The organism is Rhodococcus sp. IEGM1339 (assembly GCF_050321925.1).
Classification (GTDB): Bacteria; Actinomycetota; Actinomycetes; order Mycobacteriales; family Mycobacteriaceae; genus Rhodococcus; species Rhodococcus pyridinivorans.
Genome location: NZ_JBNQFT010000017.1, coordinates 62,121 through 78,501 on the forward strand (window position 1 = coordinate 62,121; position 16,381 = coordinate 78,501).

Genomic DNA, 16,381 nt, shown 5'->3' on the forward strand with positions numbered 1-16,381 from the left:
TTTCTACTGCGCTCTTCGTTACGAAAAGCCACATCGTGTGGTTTCTACCCAGTTCGCAGCGTTTCATATCGTTTCGTTTCATCACAGTACCGTTTCTTAATTGCGTAACTAAATGCGGTACGATACCTGCGACCCGGGATTTCGACGCGCCACGACGAGGACCTCCATGACCGACGCACACTCCCCCACTCCCGAAGCGACCACCGACGAGGAGGACTCGAGCAAACCCCGGGTGGGACGCCCTCGGAAGTACGCCACGGCAGCCGACCGTGTGCGCGCCTATCGCGAACGCGAACGCGCCAAGAAAGAAGCCGCCGGCACGGCCCCGGCGGTCGTCGAGAGCCCGGACGATGCGGTCTCCGCGCTCACGGCCGCCACCACTGCCCTACGCGCCCTCGCAACCAACAGCGTCGAGCAGTACTCGGCGATCGCCGAACGGATCACCACCGCGGTCGACAAGCTCACCGCCGCCGAGGCCCTCGAGGCGCAGATGACGCGGTCCGCCGCCGAACTCGCGAAGGTCAAAGCCGACGCCGACGCGAAGATCGTCCGTCTACGCGAACAACTCGCCCAGGCACTCGAGGACCGCGACAACGCCGACGCGGCAGTGGCCGCCGTCGACGCCGAACTCGCCGACGCTCGTACCGCACACACCGAACAGGTGCGCCGACTCGAAGAGACGCATCACGCCGAGCTGACGCGCCTCAAGGACGAGCACGCCGCAACACTGCAGCGGTGGAAGGACGAGTTCGAGGCCGCGACCGCCGAGCACACAGGGGTAGTCGGCGACCTGCGTGCGACGATCGTTCAGCAGGACGAATCCCTCACCGCGCAGCGACGCGAACTCGACGAGGCAGCAGCCCAGCGTGAGCGCGCGACCGTCGAGGTCACCGACCTGCGAGCCGAGATCGCGCGCCTGCAGGCCGCACTCGACCGGGAGGTCTCTACCCGCGAGCGCCTCGACACCGAGCTCACCACCGAGCGCGACCGCACCTCCGAGCTACGGAGCCGACTCGAGGAATCGCGCATCACCGCCGCGACGGCCCAGGCAGCCGAGACCGCGGCACGAGCACGCGGCGACGAACTGCGGGCCGAACTGTCGGCACTGCGCGACGAGATCACCGCCTTGCGCGACGAGACGAAGACGCTTCAGACTGAAAATCTGACGCTGAGAACCGAATCGACCTCTCTCCGCGCCGAACTGGATGCAGTGGGGGCCGCCGGGACGAGCTGAGCCGGTCGCCCGATCATCGAGAGGTTCGATGCCGATCTCCGCCGGCGGGGGCGAGCGTCAACCGAGCTGTTCGAACAACGACACGATGATGCCGTCCGGTCCCCGCACGTACGCCATTCGCACGCTGTTCTCGTATTCACCGATACCCCCGACGAGCCCGTAACCCTGCTCGGCTACAGCGTCGACGGCAACTTGGAGGTCGCCGACCTCGAACGACACATTGCGGATCCCGAGCTCGTTCGGCATCGCCGTCGGCGAACCGGGGAGGTGGTCGGGCGCGATGAAGCGCGAAAGCTCGAGCCGGGTCCCTCCGTCCGGGGGTCGGAGCATCACGATCTCGCAGTGCGTGCCGGGGAGTCCGCAGACGGTCGCAGGAAAGTCGCCCTGCACAGAGCCGGTGCCTTCGACCTCGAAACCGAGGCCGGCGAAGAACGCCGTCGCAACGTCGAGGTCGGAGACGGTGAGGCCGACATGGTCGAAACGTCGTACGTGTGTACGTGTGCCATGGGATCCATCCTTCGATGTTGTCTCGTCCGTTTACTGCTGGGACGGAGCCGGTGCTCGGATCTCGGCATTCCGCGGACTCGGTGGGATATCGGATCGTTCCCCACCACCGCATCGATGAGCTACGACGCGCCCCTCTGATCCGAGCAGCCCTGACAAGCATCAGCAGGCACAGCGCGATGCCCCATCCGATCTCCGACAGCATCACACCCGCACCACCGCCCCGTCATATCACACACCTGCTCATCCACATTCAGAGCAGTAGAGCCCGAATTGATTCTGTGAGAAGTTCAATTCTTTTACTGCGACAGGGCATTTCGTTGTTACGACGCGCTGGTTATCTCCGCCGGTTCGGTGCATCCAGGCTTACCGGTAGCTACGGTCAAGGCCACGAACTCGGGGGGATGTCTTCGTCGAAGGTCAAGGCACTCCGCTCGGAGCGACAGACCGGCCGACCCCGCGGCCACCGCTTCGGACTTCGGCGCACCCACCCGCACGGGTGCCGCGCCGCAGACCGGCTCGATCGACTGCGTTCGGTTCCCGAGCAGACTGAACAGTCATGTCAAGGTCCTTACCTCTGACTGTGGAAGGCGTCCGGGTAGAGCCGCTCCGCGATGGTTTCGACCGCCTCGACGTTGCCGATGGTGCCGGGATAGAAGTCGCTCTGTGGGACGCCGATGAGCAGACCGTCCCGAACCGCTGTGACGTTCGGGAATGTGGCGCGCAAGTATTCGAGCACCTGCTGTTCCTGCTTGTCGCTGGTGGTGCCGAACACAATGGCGTCGGGGTTGCGGCTGATGATCTCTTCAGGGTTGATCTCGGCCGAGAAGAAGTCCGCGAACTCCGGGGCGTCCGGGTCGAAGACGTTCTCGCCGCCGGCGGTGCGGATGATGTCGTACTCGATGCCCGCACCGATCGCACCGAGAACGTTCCCCTCGACCCAGACCTGGGCCACGGTCACAGGCTCTTCTCCTCTGATCGACTCTTCGACGGCCTCGAGGCGGTTCTGCGCGCCCTCGGCGAGCGCATCGGCCGCGTCGGCAACTCCGAGGATCTGCCCGAGGTTGGCGATGTCGATGAACAGGTCGGTGACTTGTGCGCTGGAGCGACGGTCCGCGCATCCGCCGGTGGCAACGTAGGCCTGGGCGCCGTTTTCGGAGAGTTGTTCGATGCTGGCGTAGCCCTGCTCGGCGGTGAACTCGTACTCGGTGGGCGAGACCACCAGATCCGGTGAGACGGTCAGGAGGTCCTCACGAGCCGGAGGCGTGTCCGTGCTGAGCACAGGGACGTCGGCAGCACGACCGGCGACGTCGTCAGGGAGTTCTGAGGTGCTGACCTGGGCCTGGCCGACGAGCGTGTCCTGGGCTCCGAGGCGCAGCAGCAGATCGGTCTGGGACGGCATCATGCCGACGACCCGAGTGGGCGGTTGCTCGAAGGTGAGCTCGCGCCCGCAGTTGCTGAACGTCACCGTCTCGCGCGTGCCTTCGGAAATGCCACTGCCGATGGATGTCACGCTCGTGCCGCAGGCAGTGAGCAGAAGTGATGCGAGGACGAGAAGACCGACACCAGCGGTCAGGCCTTTACTCGCTGGTCTCGGGTTGCTGGAAAGAGAGTTCATCGGATGGGGATTTCCTTTCTCAGAGTGATACCGGCTTCGTCGGCGGTGCGTACGCGCTCGTCGAAGACGAAGTGCCGTTGTCCGGTACGCGGGTGGACGACCGAGGTGGACTCGACATGGAAGACCGAACGGATGAGGTCGACGTCGAGCACTTCGTCGGGGGCTCCGTAGGCGATGAGCCCTCCGTCTGCGAGCACACCGATCGCGTCGCAGTTGCGAGCCGCGAGGTTGAGGTCGTGGAGGGCGACAAGTACTGTGCGCTCGGTCGTGCGCACAAGGTCGAGCAGCTCGAGCTGATGGGCAATATCGAGGTGATTCGTCGGCTCGTCGAGAATGAGCACCGGCGTGTCCTGTGTGAGCGCCCGGGCAAACAGCACGCGCTGCCGCTCACCGCCGGACAGCTCCGAGAACGCTCGAGATGCGAGGTGACCGGCGCCGACCTGGGCAAGCGCGCCCAGCGCGAGCGCGATGTCCGAGTCCGAGTCACGTCCGAAGCCCGCCCCGTGCGGGATGCGTCCGAGAAGTACAAGATCGAGGACGGGGATCTCGAATTCTTCGCTGTGCTCCTGCGTCATCACCGCTACCCTCTGCGCGAGCTGGCGGCGGGTGAGGGCGGCCAGCAAGGCATTGTCGTAGCGCACCGTCCCTGCTGATGGGATGTCGATTCCGGAGAGGGCGCGCAGCAGAGTCGATTTCCCGCTGCCGTTCGGCCCGAGCAGGCCCAGAACCGTGCCGGAAGGGACCTCGAAGCTGATGTCGCGGAGGATGTCCCGGTCTCCTCGGCGCGCGCCCAGTTGGTCGACGGTGACTCTCATCGGCTCATACCCAGCCGGTTGGCGCGGTCGCGGCGCAACAACCACAGGAAGAACGGGGCGCCGACCAGTGCGGTGAGTACTCCGAGAGGGACTTCCGCAGGTGCGACCAGCGTGCGTGCCAGCAGGTCGCAGGTCGTGAGGAACACCGCTCCCCCCAGGACTGCGACCGGCAGCATCTTGCGGTGATCGGAGCCGACGATGATGCGGGCCACGTGCGGCACGACCAGGCCCACGAACCCGATGCCACCGGAGACTGCCACCACCGCGCCGGTCAGAAGCGCGGCGGCGATGAGGACCGTGGCGCGCAACCCGTTGACGTTGATGCCGAGTGAGGTGGCCGCGTCGTCGCCGACGAGCAACGCGTTGAGCGCACGCGCACGGGTCGCGGCGAAGATCGCAACCGCGATCAACGCGATCACCGGGAGGAGCAACTGTGGCATCGTCGCCGCCGAGACGGAGCCGAGCAGAAAGAACATGATGCTGTACACGTTCTGTGCATCGGTTGAGATCGTCAGGTAGCTGGTGACTGCGCTGAACAACGATCCGAGAGCAACCCCTGCCAAGATCAGCCGTTGTGGAGCGATTCGACCGCCCTTGCACGCCAGGAGGTACACCGCACCCGTCGCGATCCCCGCCCCGATGAACGCTGATGCCCCGATACCGAGCGAACCGATCCCGATGCCGAGCACGATGTACGACACGGCCCCGACGCCGGCACCCGCCGAGACTCCGAGGATGTACGGCTCGGCGAGCGCATTGTGCGCCACGGCCTGGATGAGCGCTCCCGCCAGCGCGAGCGACGCACCGGTCAATGCCGCGAGAACGGCACGCGGAAGCCGGAACTGCCACACTGCGTTGTCCTGCATCGTCGTCAGCGAGCCGTCCGTCATCCACGGCATACCCGGCACCAGATGTCCGACAAGGATCTTCACCGCGTCCATCGCAGGTACCGCGATCGTCCCCACGCTCACGGACAACACGAACATCACCACTAGGAGCACCGACAACGACGGCACCAGGATCCGCACCGCCAGCGCGCCCCTTCGGCGGGGGACGTGCGCGGCAGCGGCTGTGTCATGACCGGCCGCAGCTGAGAGGGAAACGGGCGGCTGCGGCGTTGCCGCAGCCGTCGAAATATCCGGTGTCATGCGTGTCGTCCTTCGGAAGAGCGGGTGCGTCGGGTGGTGTGTGCAGCGAAGCTGAGAAGCACCGAACCCATCGAGTGCAGACTGTCGAGATGATTGGAGCCGTGACCGGCGTGCGGTGCTTCCCACACGAGTGCTTCTGCTCCCGCTTCTCGGAGAACTGAGGCCAACGCATAGCTGTCATCGGGATTCACGCGCGAGTCCTCGGCGAGCACGATCCCGAGGAATCGCGGCAGCCTGTGCTCCGGGTCGATCATCTTCGCGCGGTGCAGCGGTGATATCGCACGAAGTTCCTGCGTGCCTTCGGGACTGCTCGTATCACCGAACTCGTCGAGCCAGATTCGGCCGAGCGGGTGCTTCTCGAGGGAGAGCAGATCCAAAGGTGCTGCCGTGGTGGCGAAGCCCGTGCATATTCCGCGATGGTCGAGAGCGCAACTCGCCACCACGGTTCCGCCGTGAGAAGCACCGGCGAGCACGAGCAATTCGGGGTTCGTCAAGTCTGCGCCGGCCAGACCACGAGCAGCGTCGGCAAGGTCATCGATCCCTCGCCGCTTCCCGGCGCCGTAACCGGCCCGACGCCACTGCTCACCGTGCTCCCCACCGCCACGGATGTGTGCTGTCGCGTATCTGCCCCCGGACTCCACCCACGCGGGAATCGTCGGTTCGAAGACGGGAAGATCAGGGACTCCGAAGCCGCCGTAACACGTCAAAATGGTCGGGGCCGGGCCGGTGAGCCCTTTCGGAGAGGTGACGACGACCGTCAAAGTCTCCCCATCATCTGCCGCGAACTCGTGTCGCACAGTCTCGAAGTCTCCGGCGACCGTCGCCGCGCCACCGCCGCGGGTGCGCTCGTCGACGGTTACCACGTGCGGAGGCACTGCCGGTGCTTCGATTACGACATACGTTCTGCCGCCGTCGGCGCCCAGATCCGTGATCGATGCGACCGACCCGCCGCTATTCACGGGCCATTCGTCGATCACGGTTCCGTGTGCGAGTCGCAGTAGCACGCTGGCGCCGGCGCGAACCGCGCTCGCATGAACCGTGTCCCCGGTGACGGTGACGGCGGTCAGCCGCACCGCAGGGTCCATCCATCGCCATCGTTCCACCCCCGAATGCGCGTCGAGCACGTGCAATGCATTGCCCCCATACACGAGGACGTCGCCGTCGTTGATTCCGAATACGCCCGTGATCGATGGGAAGGAACCGAGACGCGCACTGTTGTCGAGGCGGATCAATCGGGTCGGGCTCGCTGGTCGACTCTCGGCGAGAAGCATATGGATGCCGGCAGAGAAGAGTCTGCATCGTGCATCACCGGCGACCGGTTCGACGGTGACTTCGTCGTGGACGACATCGACCTGCACGAGCCGTTGAGGGGAACGAGCAACCACTGCCAGCGACCGGGCGTCCGGAGTCCATTGCATCGGTTCGTAGCGGCAATGGATGTCGTTGTAGTGGCGGAGATTTCCGGAGGTGGTATCGAGCACGGCGAGAACCCCGTCTTCGTCTGCCCGCTCCGCGAGCTGAAGGGCGATGCGGCGGCCGTCAGGCGCCGGCGACATCGCCAGGATGTGCGCGTCCGGTTCGAAGATCGGTTGCTCCGATCCGGCGACGTAGATTCCGCGTGTGCGTCTGCCGGGCAAGCGGCTGAGTACGAACCCCGTGTCGGGTGTGCCGGGGCGGCCGTACTGTTCCCAACGTGCGAGCGCGGCATCGAGAGCATCGTTGATCGGGAAAGAGGATGAGGTCACGACTCAGCGGCCCATTCCGTCGTGAGGGCCTCCCGGCCAGAACAGCAGGCCCCCCTCGTCCACGGGGGTGGGAACAGTGACGGTCTCGAACGATCGGTCGGCGATCAGGTGGAGTTCGCCGTCCCCGCCGCGTGTGACGGCAACAGTGTCACCGGCGGGGGCAAGGGCGACGGCCCTGCGTTGCGCCGGTGCGTCACCGACCGGATCCCAGGGCAGGCGTCCCGGTGTCGGAGGGGCACTCATGTCGGGCAGTGACAGCTGCCGGTGAATGCGTAGCTGCGGTCTCTGCCGTTCGAAGATCGTAAGTTGGTCGCCGTCCGGATGGATCGTTGCGACTGCAGCGCGGGTGCGTGCCAGCGCGAAGCGAAAGGCAAGTCCCGGGGGCAGTGATGCGTGAGCGGTTCGGCCGGTGGTGAGATCGATCTCGACGAGGTGGTTCGTCCATTCCGCCCATGCAGTCGGGTTCGCCGGGCCCCCGCGCACAACACCTAGGGCTTTTCCTGCGTCGGAGTCCATGCGCAGGTAGAACGCACGACCGGGTACCGGCCACGGTACGATCCCCAGTGGCACAGGAACGCCCGCTTCCACCGCGAAGCGCTCGAGACCTCGGCTCGTCGCGGTGGCGAAGATTCCGGTCCGCGCATCTGCGACATCGCCATGCCCGTCGTCCGCGACCTCGGTCATCGCTCCGCGCAGGACGGGAACGTGGGGACCGACCCTGAGCGCTGCCGCGAGCGCGAGCGCCTCAATCGCCCCTGGCGAGCGATGCCGGAGGACGATGAACGGTTCACCGGTCGCTCGATCGCGGACGAGGCCCGCGCCGGGTTCGCCGATGCGTGAGCGGAACCGCCTGGATGTATTCGTATCGAGGTCGACGACTGTCACGACGTCACTCCACGGCTCGGAATTGGCACCGAAGCCTGTAGTTGCCACTACGTATCGTCCGCTCGGGTCACTTGCGATGTGTTCCACAGGCGTTGCGACCGGAACCGTCGCTGCGACGCCCTGTCGCACCACAATGAGTTCGCCGCGCAGATCATCGGCGAAGGCGTGCCCGCCCGATGTTCCCCCCAGGGAAAGAACCCCTGCGTGCTCCGCTGCGTGCCCGCGCCCGGGCCCGGGCCCGGGCCCGGGCCCGTGGAGCGTCGCTGTCGTATCGCTGATGCCGTACACGCGATCGGCGCGGTAATCGACGAGCACGAGCTGCGAAGGTCTCATGCGTCCACATACTATTGATTCTGACAATCGTTTTCAATTATGCTCCGGTCGTTCGCCTCGCGGACACGGCCACGCCATCCGGTGCGGCCGACAGAACACACGAAGGAGAAGTCCCATGGACAAGCAGATCCTCGCCGAGATCGAAGAGACCGAGCAGCTGGCCCACCTGTCGGCCACGCACTCGAACGCACTCGTCGAGAACCCGTTCGACTGACCTTCGCAGCACACACTGCACACGCCCGGTCGAGCAGCCACCGGGGCTGCTCGACCGGGCTCGTTCGAAAGGCTGCCGATGTCCTCCAATTCTTCCGTTGTTGCGCTCCCTGGCGCTCCAGGCCATCTGATCGCCTCCAGGGACAACACAGTCACGCTCCGCACCACCGCGGGCACGCTCCTTCAGGTCCAGAACCCGCCGACCGATCTTCTTCCCGCACTGCACGATCCGGCGTCAGCGACCAAGACTGCCTGCACCTACGTGCAGCGCCTGAACGAGGAAGTCGCCGAACGCGACACCGCCGACATGCAGGCACGCTGGCCCGAAGCGCGACGTGCAGTCATCCTTACCGGAACGGGACCGATCGCCGACGACACCGCCGACGCGCTCCGCACGTGGGGAGCCACACCGTCGCGTTTCGCCACCACCCAAGAACTCTCGAGAGATCCGATTCTCCGCGACGAAACCTGCGCCGACGATCCGAGCCTGGTGATCTCATACGCGGACTCGCCGAACGAGCGCCAACATTGGGGCCTGCTGGACGCACAACGTCGCCCGTCCGTCGCCTGGCTCCGCACATACCGAGAAGGCGACGTGTGTTTCGTGGACCCATTGACACTCGCTGCGGGCGACGCAACGGCCGACCACGTGCTACGGCGACGTATCGCCGCCAGCCTCACACCCACTGCGATGACCGAGTGGATCCACAACGCACCCGGTGCCACCACGGTGCCCGACACCTACGCCCGCGCCATGACAGTGAGCAAAGTCCTCACCGTCGCGCTTGCATGGGCGCAACAAGCGGCGACGCTGACACACCACCGCCACACGCTCTGGAAACTCGTCCCCGCCACAGGCAGGACGACCGAACATCCGATCCTCGGATACGAACCGCCATACCTCCCCGACCAACCGCAGGCCACGGCATGACCCCGCCACCACTCCCCCGGTTACACACCATGACGACCTCGGACGACATCCGCCTCGGCGGCCTGTTGTGGGAGATCGACGACGCCGCCGGGATCGTCCTGCTCCGCACCCCGTACGACGCCCGGCGTCACACCGAGACCGGCCGATCCTGGGCAGGCCGCGGATACCACTGCCTGATCCAGGACGTACGCGGACGGTATCTTTCGTCCGGCGAATGGGATCCGTATCAGCATGAGACCATCGACGGCGCCGAGGTCATCGCGCAGCTCCGCGCGCACTTCCCGGGTCTACCGCTCATCGCATTCGGGGCCTCGTACGCTGCACATGCAGCACTCGAAGGCGCGTACGGCGCGATGCGGCACGAGCAATCAGCCCCCGACGGGATCATCGTGCTGGTGCCGGCACTGGGATTGGCAGAGACGGCACGGAATCCCGACGGTGCCCCTCAGATCGACCATCGCATCGCGTGGTGGCACGAGCACGGCATCGGCCCACGATCGCGGAAGCCGCTGCCCCCTGACGAGCTCGCCACCCGCGTTCGCCGAACCGAACAAATCGGCGTGATCTCAGCCGCCCGCGAATGGTCCTGGCCGGCAGCCGTGTTCGAGCGCTGGGAACGTCTCTGGACTGCGACGCACCTCAGCGTGCGCACCCGCTACGCAGAACTGACCTCACCATTGCTCGTCGTCACCGGAGCACACGACTTCTTCGACGCCGATGCCCGCCGCCTGGCCGCTTCCTGGCCGAGCGACAGTCATCTCGTGACCGGCCCGTGGGGGCATCGTCTCGCCGCAGACCTCACTGACCCCCACACGCGCGAACAACTCGACAACAGCGGAGGCATCGGGGGCATCATCGACGGCTGGCTCCGCACCCACACACCCTTCGCTGCACGGCTCGGCCGGCTCGAGCCCGCTCGTTACGTTTCTGCTTTCGATCCGGACAGCGGCAGCTGGCAGCAGAGCAGAACGGCAGCATGAGCAGAAAGGACCGCCCATGAACCCCCGAGACAGCGGCAAGAATTCACACAGCACCGACCTCACCGTCCACGAGCTCCCGACACTGCCGGTCGAGTCACTGGTCGACGCAGAGTGCGGTGTCATCCGATCCGTACGCGCCGTTCCACACCCCGACGGCGCCCCCACCGCCTACCTGGGACTGACCGCGTCGGTAGCGGATGCTCGCCAGCTCGGGGAATGGCCCGCCGATCGCGTCTCGCTCGGCACGTCATTCGACGACCCGGACATTGCGCGGATCGCCGCGATCGCCGAGGGCGTCGAACGGTACTGCGGCAACTGGCTTCCCGCCGAGCTCCCTACCGAACAGTTCAGAATCGCTACATACGCAGACCTGCTGTCCGACGACAACGCCCCACTTCCACTCGACGACCTCCCCACATTTGCGTCGTGGCAGTACCAGCGATCGCGATTTCCCTACGCACCGTTGACGGAAACCACTCCCACGCTGTGGACCCGGTGTCAACGCACGGACGGTGAACACGCCTGGATCCCGGCGTCATTGATCTACCTGAACTGGCGGCAGTCGAGATTCCGACACCTGCCGCGAACGCATCACCTGAACTATGCAGGGATCGCTACCGGTCAAGGCGCCGACGATGCCCGGGACCGAGGTGTTCTCGAAGTCATCGAACGCGACGCACTGGAAGTCTGGTGGCACCTCGACGGGCCGACATACGGCATCGACCCGGACAGTGTTCCTGGCCTGCGTGACGATCTCACCGGGGGCAACTTCGAGGTGTCACTCGTCGCCATGCCTTCCGAGTTCGCTCCCGCTGTCGCGGCTCTCCTCCGCGACACGAAACGAGGGATCTACGCCGCCGGGTTCTCCGCTGCACTCGATCCGGACCGGGCCGCACGCAAGGCCGTCCTCGAAGCCGTGCATACCTGGGTCTACACCCAAGGTTGCACCACAGCCGACGGCTGGGTGTTCCGTGCAGTCGAACAGGGGCTCATGGCTCGCGGCCTCTACCTGGACTTCCGCAGCGACGCGCGCTACCTCGACGATGCCGGGGAACAGTTCGAGCATGTCGTCGACCTCGGCGCTCACGTACAGGTCTGGCTCGATCCGAGGGCCCGCCGCCACGCTCGACGCTTCACAGCCCCCGCACTCGGGATTCGGGCCATCGACGAAATGCCGACGGCCACGATGGCGGATATCTACGAACGGCTCGCCTCGCACGGGCATCAGATCTTCACGCGAGACGTGACCACCGCTGACATCCGGCGTACACCTCTACGCGTCGTTCGTACCTTCATCACCGGTCTCGTCCCGAACGCCCCGGCCGCATTCGCCTACTTCGGCATTCCCAGATTCCGAGCAGCCGCGCAGAATCGCGGCTGGCGCTCGACCTGGGAAGACAACGTCAACGACTTCTCACTCCTACCCCCTCCGCACATGTAGGCCCGCGATGACCACCTCGAATCGACCAGCGCACCCATCCGCACCGAACGAACCCGGTAGCAGCATCGGCCTCCCGCCGACGCTGGCGATGTCATTGACGGCACACACCCCCGGAGCCCCCCTCCCCCCAGGACCGCGGATGAACCCGTGGCGCCGATTCGGTACTCCATGTGTTCCCACAGAAGGACGAATCGAAGAGCTGCTCTGCGCCTTGTGGTACCCGGGCGACTGGCACCTCCGCGACGACGGCAGCGTCACAAGTATCGCGCGCCGGCCCATCCCGTCAGCCGGCGCGACATACGCGGTGCATACTCACGTGATTGTCGGCGGGGATGGAACCGACGGCCTCGATCCAGGCCACTATGCGTACGACCACGACAAAGGACAGCTTCTTCGCAGAGACAACGCCAGGGAAACCGCGGCGGGCTGGGAACTACCGCGCAGCCCTTCCCCGGGCTCGCGGTTGGTGTTCAGTGTGCAGCCAGGCCGTAGCTTCGGCCGATACCGGCACCGCGCGTGGCCGCTGTGGATCGCCGATGCCGCATATGCGCTGGAGGCGGTGCGCTTTCTTCTCGACACGGACTTCCCCACCGTCTTCGGCCCAGGGCCGGAGATCCGTGCACAACTCGGCGTGCCACCTGCTACCGAGACATCCGCCTGGCTCTCTCGGGGCCTCGTACCCGAGATTCCGCTCGTCTCCATCGAACTGCCCAGCAACTGGGACATCGCCTCACAGCGGAGACATGCTCTTGGGCGGCGACGCTCACCGAAACTTGCCGACTTCGTAAGAAATCCGGTCCGCGACACCAACGCCGCACACCTCGCCGAACTCGCAGGCCAGGCCTGGATTGCCCATGCCGACCGCATCGAGACATGGAAGATCATCCCGAGTGCCTCAGCCGAGACCATCTACGACGCCCTCTGGCATGCCCATCGCGCCGCCGCCCGGCTGTGCTACGACGCCGCGCTGTCCCAGAAAGTGAGATGCCGGCCTGTCTCCGGAATCCCTGCTGCGGCAGAGAGCTGGACGATGCACGCAGTGGCAATGCTCGACGGCGTCGAGAATAAGGAGGAGAAGGCCGAATGATGATTGTCCGCGAGCTGTGGCGTGAAGCGAGGCACTTCTCCGGATTGCTCGCCGGGAGCGTGCTGCTTGCTCTGCTGGTGTTCGCCAGTTATGTCGGCCAAGCGGTCGCGATCGCGTGGGCACTGACCGCGACGCTCCAGGGCACCGGCCCTACGGTGATCATCGCGCTGGCATCTGTCACAGGGCTCGCAGTTGCGCGAGTGCTGCTGGTGGTGGCGCAAGATTCGGTCTCGGCGCGTCTCGGAGGCCTGGTTCGTCGAGAATTGCGGCATCGAGCAATCCGGTCGGCGTTGACCGCAGAACGGTTGCACGATGCGGGAACCCGCGACGGCTCCGTTCGCGTCGCGCTCAGCGACGGCATCGATGGGACGGACACGTACGTCTCGAAGTACATCCCTGCCGTTGCTCTGATCCTCATAGCATGCCCGTGCATCGTCGTTGCTCTCGCGGTACTGAACCCCTGGTCGGGTTTGTGGGTCGCGGTCGCCGTGGTCATGGCTCTGGCAGGACCGCTTGCGTGGAAGACGATGATGTCGCGCCGGGGCCTCGAGCATTGGGACTCCTATGAAGCACTGAGCGCGGACCTGCTCGAGTCGCTTCGAGGCATGGCGACATTGCGTGCACTCGGCGACGTGCCCAGCACCCGGCAGCGGATGCACGAGCGATCGGAGGCGCTGCGCACGGCAACCGAACGGGTGATGCGAGTGTCCCTGGCAGAGACCGGCGTAACGGATTTCGCGATCCAGGCAGGTACCGTCGCCGCGGTCATGACGGCGATCGTCCACGCCGCGACCGGGCAACCCCCGGCGTTCGAGGTCTACCTGATTCTTCTGCTGTCCTCGGAAGCGTTCCGCCCGATCCGTGACCTGTCCCGCTACTGGCACGCCGGGTTCCTGGGGCTGACCGCGGTGCCCGGCCTGCACCGCTTGGGCGCGTTCGATTCGCCCGACAACGGTTCGGGTACGTGTGTCGTCGAACACGGAAGGTCCGGCAGGAACATACAGTGCCTGCAAGCTCGAGGACTGCGATACCGCTACCCAGGCTCCGACACCACGGTGTTGGAGAGTTTGGATATGACGGCACATCGGGGCGCACTCACGGCGATCATCGGTCCGTCCGGGGCCGGCAAATCGACGTTGTTCGACGTGCTCCTCGGCTTCCTGACACCCGAGTCGGGCACAGTCGAACTCGACGGCAAGTCCCTGCGCGCCGGAGACATCGCCGTCGTGTCGCAACGCCCCGTCCTGTTCAGCGGAACGATCCGCGACAATCTCACCGTCACAGGCGAAACGACGGACGCCGACCTTGTGGACGCGTGCCGGGCAGCGGGCATCCTCGACGAGATTCTGGCCTTACCGTACGGTTTCGACAGCCGCGTCGCCGAAGCCGGCCTGAGCCTGTCCGGCGGTCAGCGGCAGCGTCTCGCGCTCGCACGCGCCCTGCTGACACGGCGTCCGGTGCTCCTCGTCGACGAGCCCACCAGTGCGCTCGATCCCGCACGCGCCGCTGAGGTAATGGAAACGCTCCGACATGCTGCGGCAGATCGGATCGTCGTGATGATCACGCACCGGCCCGAAAGCCTGTCCGGTGTCAACGAGCAGTTCCGGCTCGAGCACGGCCGGCTGGAAAGGAAACTTCTTTGAGCATCCGCAGCTCCCTCCATGCGTTCCGCGCGCTACTTCCCGCACTGCGCCCCGAATACCGCGGCATGCTCGCCAGCTATCTCACCGGCACAGCCAGCGCCCTCGTCCTTGCTGCGCTGGGCGTTCTCACCGCCTGGGGTATCGGACATACGGTCGTCGAACGCACCGTCCCCGGCGCGACGTGGTGGGTTGCTGTAACCGTTCTGGTGCTGGTCCGCGCTGTTCTGACCTGGCAGGAGATGAACGTCTCGCATGCCGTTGCCTACCGGGTGCTGGCTCGGCTGCGCATGGCGCTGTTCGACTCGTACGCACGCAGCGTGCCCGGACGCCGTCGTGAACACTCGGGCCGCGCGGCCGCGGTCGCGATGGACGACATCGAAAAGCTCGAGTTCTTCTACGCACACACACTCGCCCAAATCGCCACATCACTCACGGTGTTCATCTCTTCATTCGCCACGGCGTTCATCTTCCTGCCGTCCGCCGCGTGGATCATGCTGGCCGGAGCTGTACTCATCGCGGCCACCGCACTGGTCGCGCGACACCGGATCCAGCAGCTGGGTGATGCGGAGCAGCGACTGCGCGCAGACCTTTCGACGCAGATCGTCGATGCACTCGGATCGCTCCGAGAAGTCCTCTCCTACGAACTCGAAAGCAAGGTTGTCGCTGACACCCTTAACACGACGGAGCGGGCTACCGACGTCACCCGGCACCAGGGAAAGCTGACACAATTCGTTACCGGACTCCGCGAAGCGCTCGTCACCACGACCATCATCGGTGTCGTCCTTGTCGGTGCTTATGCGACCGGAGCGCTGGGCGGCGCCGCGACCGGAAACTTGCAGCTTGCGCTGCTCCCCTCGATGGTCGCTCTCACCCTCGCCGGTGTCTCGGCGGTCTCTGACGCTGCGACCACGCTCACGCAGCTCCATCCCCTCACGGCCAGCGCCGGACGCGTCCACGACGTCCTCCGGCGCGAGCCGGTTGTTTCCGAGCCGCCCTGCCCGCGCGCGATCCCCGACGGGCCGCTCGGACTGCGAATCCAGAACCTGTCGTTTACCTACGATGACCGTGCCATGGCGGTATGTGGCTGGTCTGTCGAAGTGCAACCGGGAGAACACGTCGGTCTCACCGGGGCTTCGGGAGCGGGCAAAAGCACGATCATCGCGCTGGCCGCACGGCTCTGGGAACCCCTGTCAGGAACGATCGAGCTGTTCGACGATCACGGCGAGCGCGTTCCGCTCCAGGACGTTGACGATTCTGCGCTCCGGCAGAGCGTCGCGCTGGTGGATCAGGAGACCACACTGTTCCATGGCACCGTGCGAGACAACCTGCTCCGCGGGGCAGGCCCGGTTTCGGATGACGAACTTCTCCGGATACTCGAACGCGTCGAAGCGGACGGGTGGGCCGGTCTCGACAGCGAGATCGGGCAGGGAGGGATCACTCTCTCCGGTGGGCAGCAGGCGCGCCTTGTCCTTGCCCGAGCGCTTGTTCGTCGGCCGCGGATCCTTCTCGTCGACGAAGTCACTGCCAGCCTCGATCCCGAGACCGAACACGCGATCTCCGGTGTTCTTGCCAACTACCCGGGCACCGTTGTAATTGCCTCGCACCGGGACGAAACCCTTCAGCGCATGCACCGGGTAGTCCCGATCCGATCTGCAAGTGAAGCCATCGCGTCACCGGCACGATAGGTAACGATCAGCTCGTGGTTCGGCCGCGCGGCGATGCGCGCCGCGCAGTCGACTCTATGGTCGACCCGGTTCAGCCCCTGATCGCCGGACGGCGGGGTCCCAGATTCCCGTCTCATCAC

13 protein-coding genes and 1 pseudogene are annotated in these 16,381 nt (G+C 65.6%); 8 read left to right on the forward strand and 6 right to left on the reverse strand.

The features are described 5' to 3' along the window. The first annotated feature begins 166 nt into the window (after positions 1–166). A complete protein-coding gene (locus ACQR3U_RS15925) occupies positions 167–1,234 on the forward strand; it encodes a hypothetical protein (protein ID WP_230810865.1) in 1,068 nt (355 codons plus the stop codon). Positions 1,235–1,291: 57 nt separating this feature from the next. Here the strand turns inward: ACQR3U_RS15925 and ACQR3U_RS15930 are convergent. From ACQR3U_RS15930 to ACQR3U_RS15955, 6 genes and pseudogenes are all read right to left on the reverse strand, one after another. Next, positions 1,292–1,726 (reverse strand): annotated as a pseudogene (locus tag ACQR3U_RS15930) (VOC family protein); the annotation flags it as partial. Between the two features lie 583 nt (positions 1,727–2,309). Continuing rightward, entirely contained in the window at positions 2,310–3,206 is an 897-nt protein-coding gene (locus tag ACQR3U_RS15935) for an ABC transporter substrate-binding protein (protein WP_230810866.1), read from the reverse strand. 146 nt (positions 3,207–3,352) lie between these two features. Next, positions 3,353–4,171, reverse strand: coding sequence for an ABC transporter ATP-binding protein (locus tag ACQR3U_RS15940; protein ID WP_230810867.1), 819 nt, complete (start codon positions 4,169–4,171; stop codon positions 3,353–3,355). Beyond that, positions 4,168–5,319: a FecCD family ABC transporter permease gene (locus ACQR3U_RS15945; protein ID WP_230810868.1), complete on the reverse strand. Its 1,152-nt coding sequence runs from the start codon at positions 5,317–5,319 to the stop codon at positions 4,168–4,170. The genes ACQR3U_RS15940 and ACQR3U_RS15945 overlap by 4 nt, the downstream gene beginning before the upstream one ends. Next, on the reverse strand, positions 5,316–7,064 hold the full coding sequence (locus ACQR3U_RS15950; protein WP_019289487.1) for a prolyl oligopeptidase family serine peptidase: 1,749 nt from the start codon (positions 7,062–7,064) through the stop codon (positions 5,316–5,318). Before ACQR3U_RS15950 ends, ACQR3U_RS15945 begins: the two co-directional genes overlap by 4 nt. A gap of 3 nt (positions 7,065–7,067) precedes the next feature. Further along, the gene (locus tag ACQR3U_RS15955; RefSeq protein ID WP_230810869.1) at positions 7,068–8,264 is read right to left on the reverse strand and encodes a hypothetical protein; all 1,197 of its coding nucleotides are present in this window, start codon (positions 8,262–8,264) and stop codon (positions 7,068–7,070) included. 133 nt (positions 8,265–8,397) lie between these two features. Between ACQR3U_RS15955 and amiA the strand changes: the two genes are divergently transcribed. The 7 genes from amiA to ACQR3U_RS15990 all read left to right on the forward strand — a co-directional run bounded on the left by amiA (position 8,398) and on the right by ACQR3U_RS15990 (position 16,262). Next, positions 8,398–8,496, forward strand: a complete 99-nt coding sequence (gene amiA, locus ACQR3U_RS15960; protein ID WP_016691944.1) for a streptamidine family RiPP — start codon at positions 8,398–8,400, stop codon at positions 8,494–8,496. Between the two features lie 261 nt (positions 8,497–8,757). Next, positions 8,758–9,426 (forward strand): hypothetical protein, encoded by a 669-nt coding sequence (locus ACQR3U_RS15965; RefSeq protein WP_230810870.1) that lies wholly within the window; start codon positions 8,758–8,760, stop codon positions 9,424–9,426. A 29-nt stretch (positions 9,427–9,455) separates the two neighbouring features. Continuing rightward, on the forward strand, positions 9,456–10,406 hold the full coding sequence (locus ACQR3U_RS15970) for a CocE/NonD family hydrolase (protein WP_230810871.1): 951 nt from the start codon (positions 9,456–9,458) through the stop codon (positions 10,404–10,406). A gap of 16 nt (positions 10,407–10,422) precedes the next feature. Continuing rightward, complete coding sequence (locus tag ACQR3U_RS15975; protein ID WP_033098197.1) at positions 10,423–11,847, forward strand: YcaO-like family protein; 1,425 nt, start codon at positions 10,423–10,425, stop codon at positions 11,845–11,847. A 139-nt stretch (positions 11,848–11,986) separates the two neighbouring features. Beyond that, the gene (locus tag ACQR3U_RS15980) at positions 11,987–12,934 is read left to right on the forward strand and encodes a hypothetical protein (RefSeq protein ID WP_230810872.1); all 948 of its coding nucleotides are present in this window, start codon (positions 11,987–11,989) and stop codon (positions 12,932–12,934) included. Then, positions 12,931–14,577, forward strand: a complete 1,647-nt coding sequence (locus ACQR3U_RS15985; RefSeq protein WP_230810873.1) for an ABC transporter ATP-binding protein/permease — start codon at positions 12,931–12,933, stop codon at positions 14,575–14,577. The genes ACQR3U_RS15980 and ACQR3U_RS15985 overlap by 4 nt, the downstream gene beginning before the upstream one ends. Continuing rightward, positions 14,574–16,262, forward strand: a complete 1,689-nt coding sequence (locus ACQR3U_RS15990) for an ABC transporter ATP-binding protein (protein WP_230810874.1) — start codon at positions 14,574–14,576, stop codon at positions 16,260–16,262. The genes ACQR3U_RS15985 and ACQR3U_RS15990 overlap by 4 nt, the downstream gene beginning before the upstream one ends. Positions 16,263–16,381: the final 119 nt, after the last annotated feature.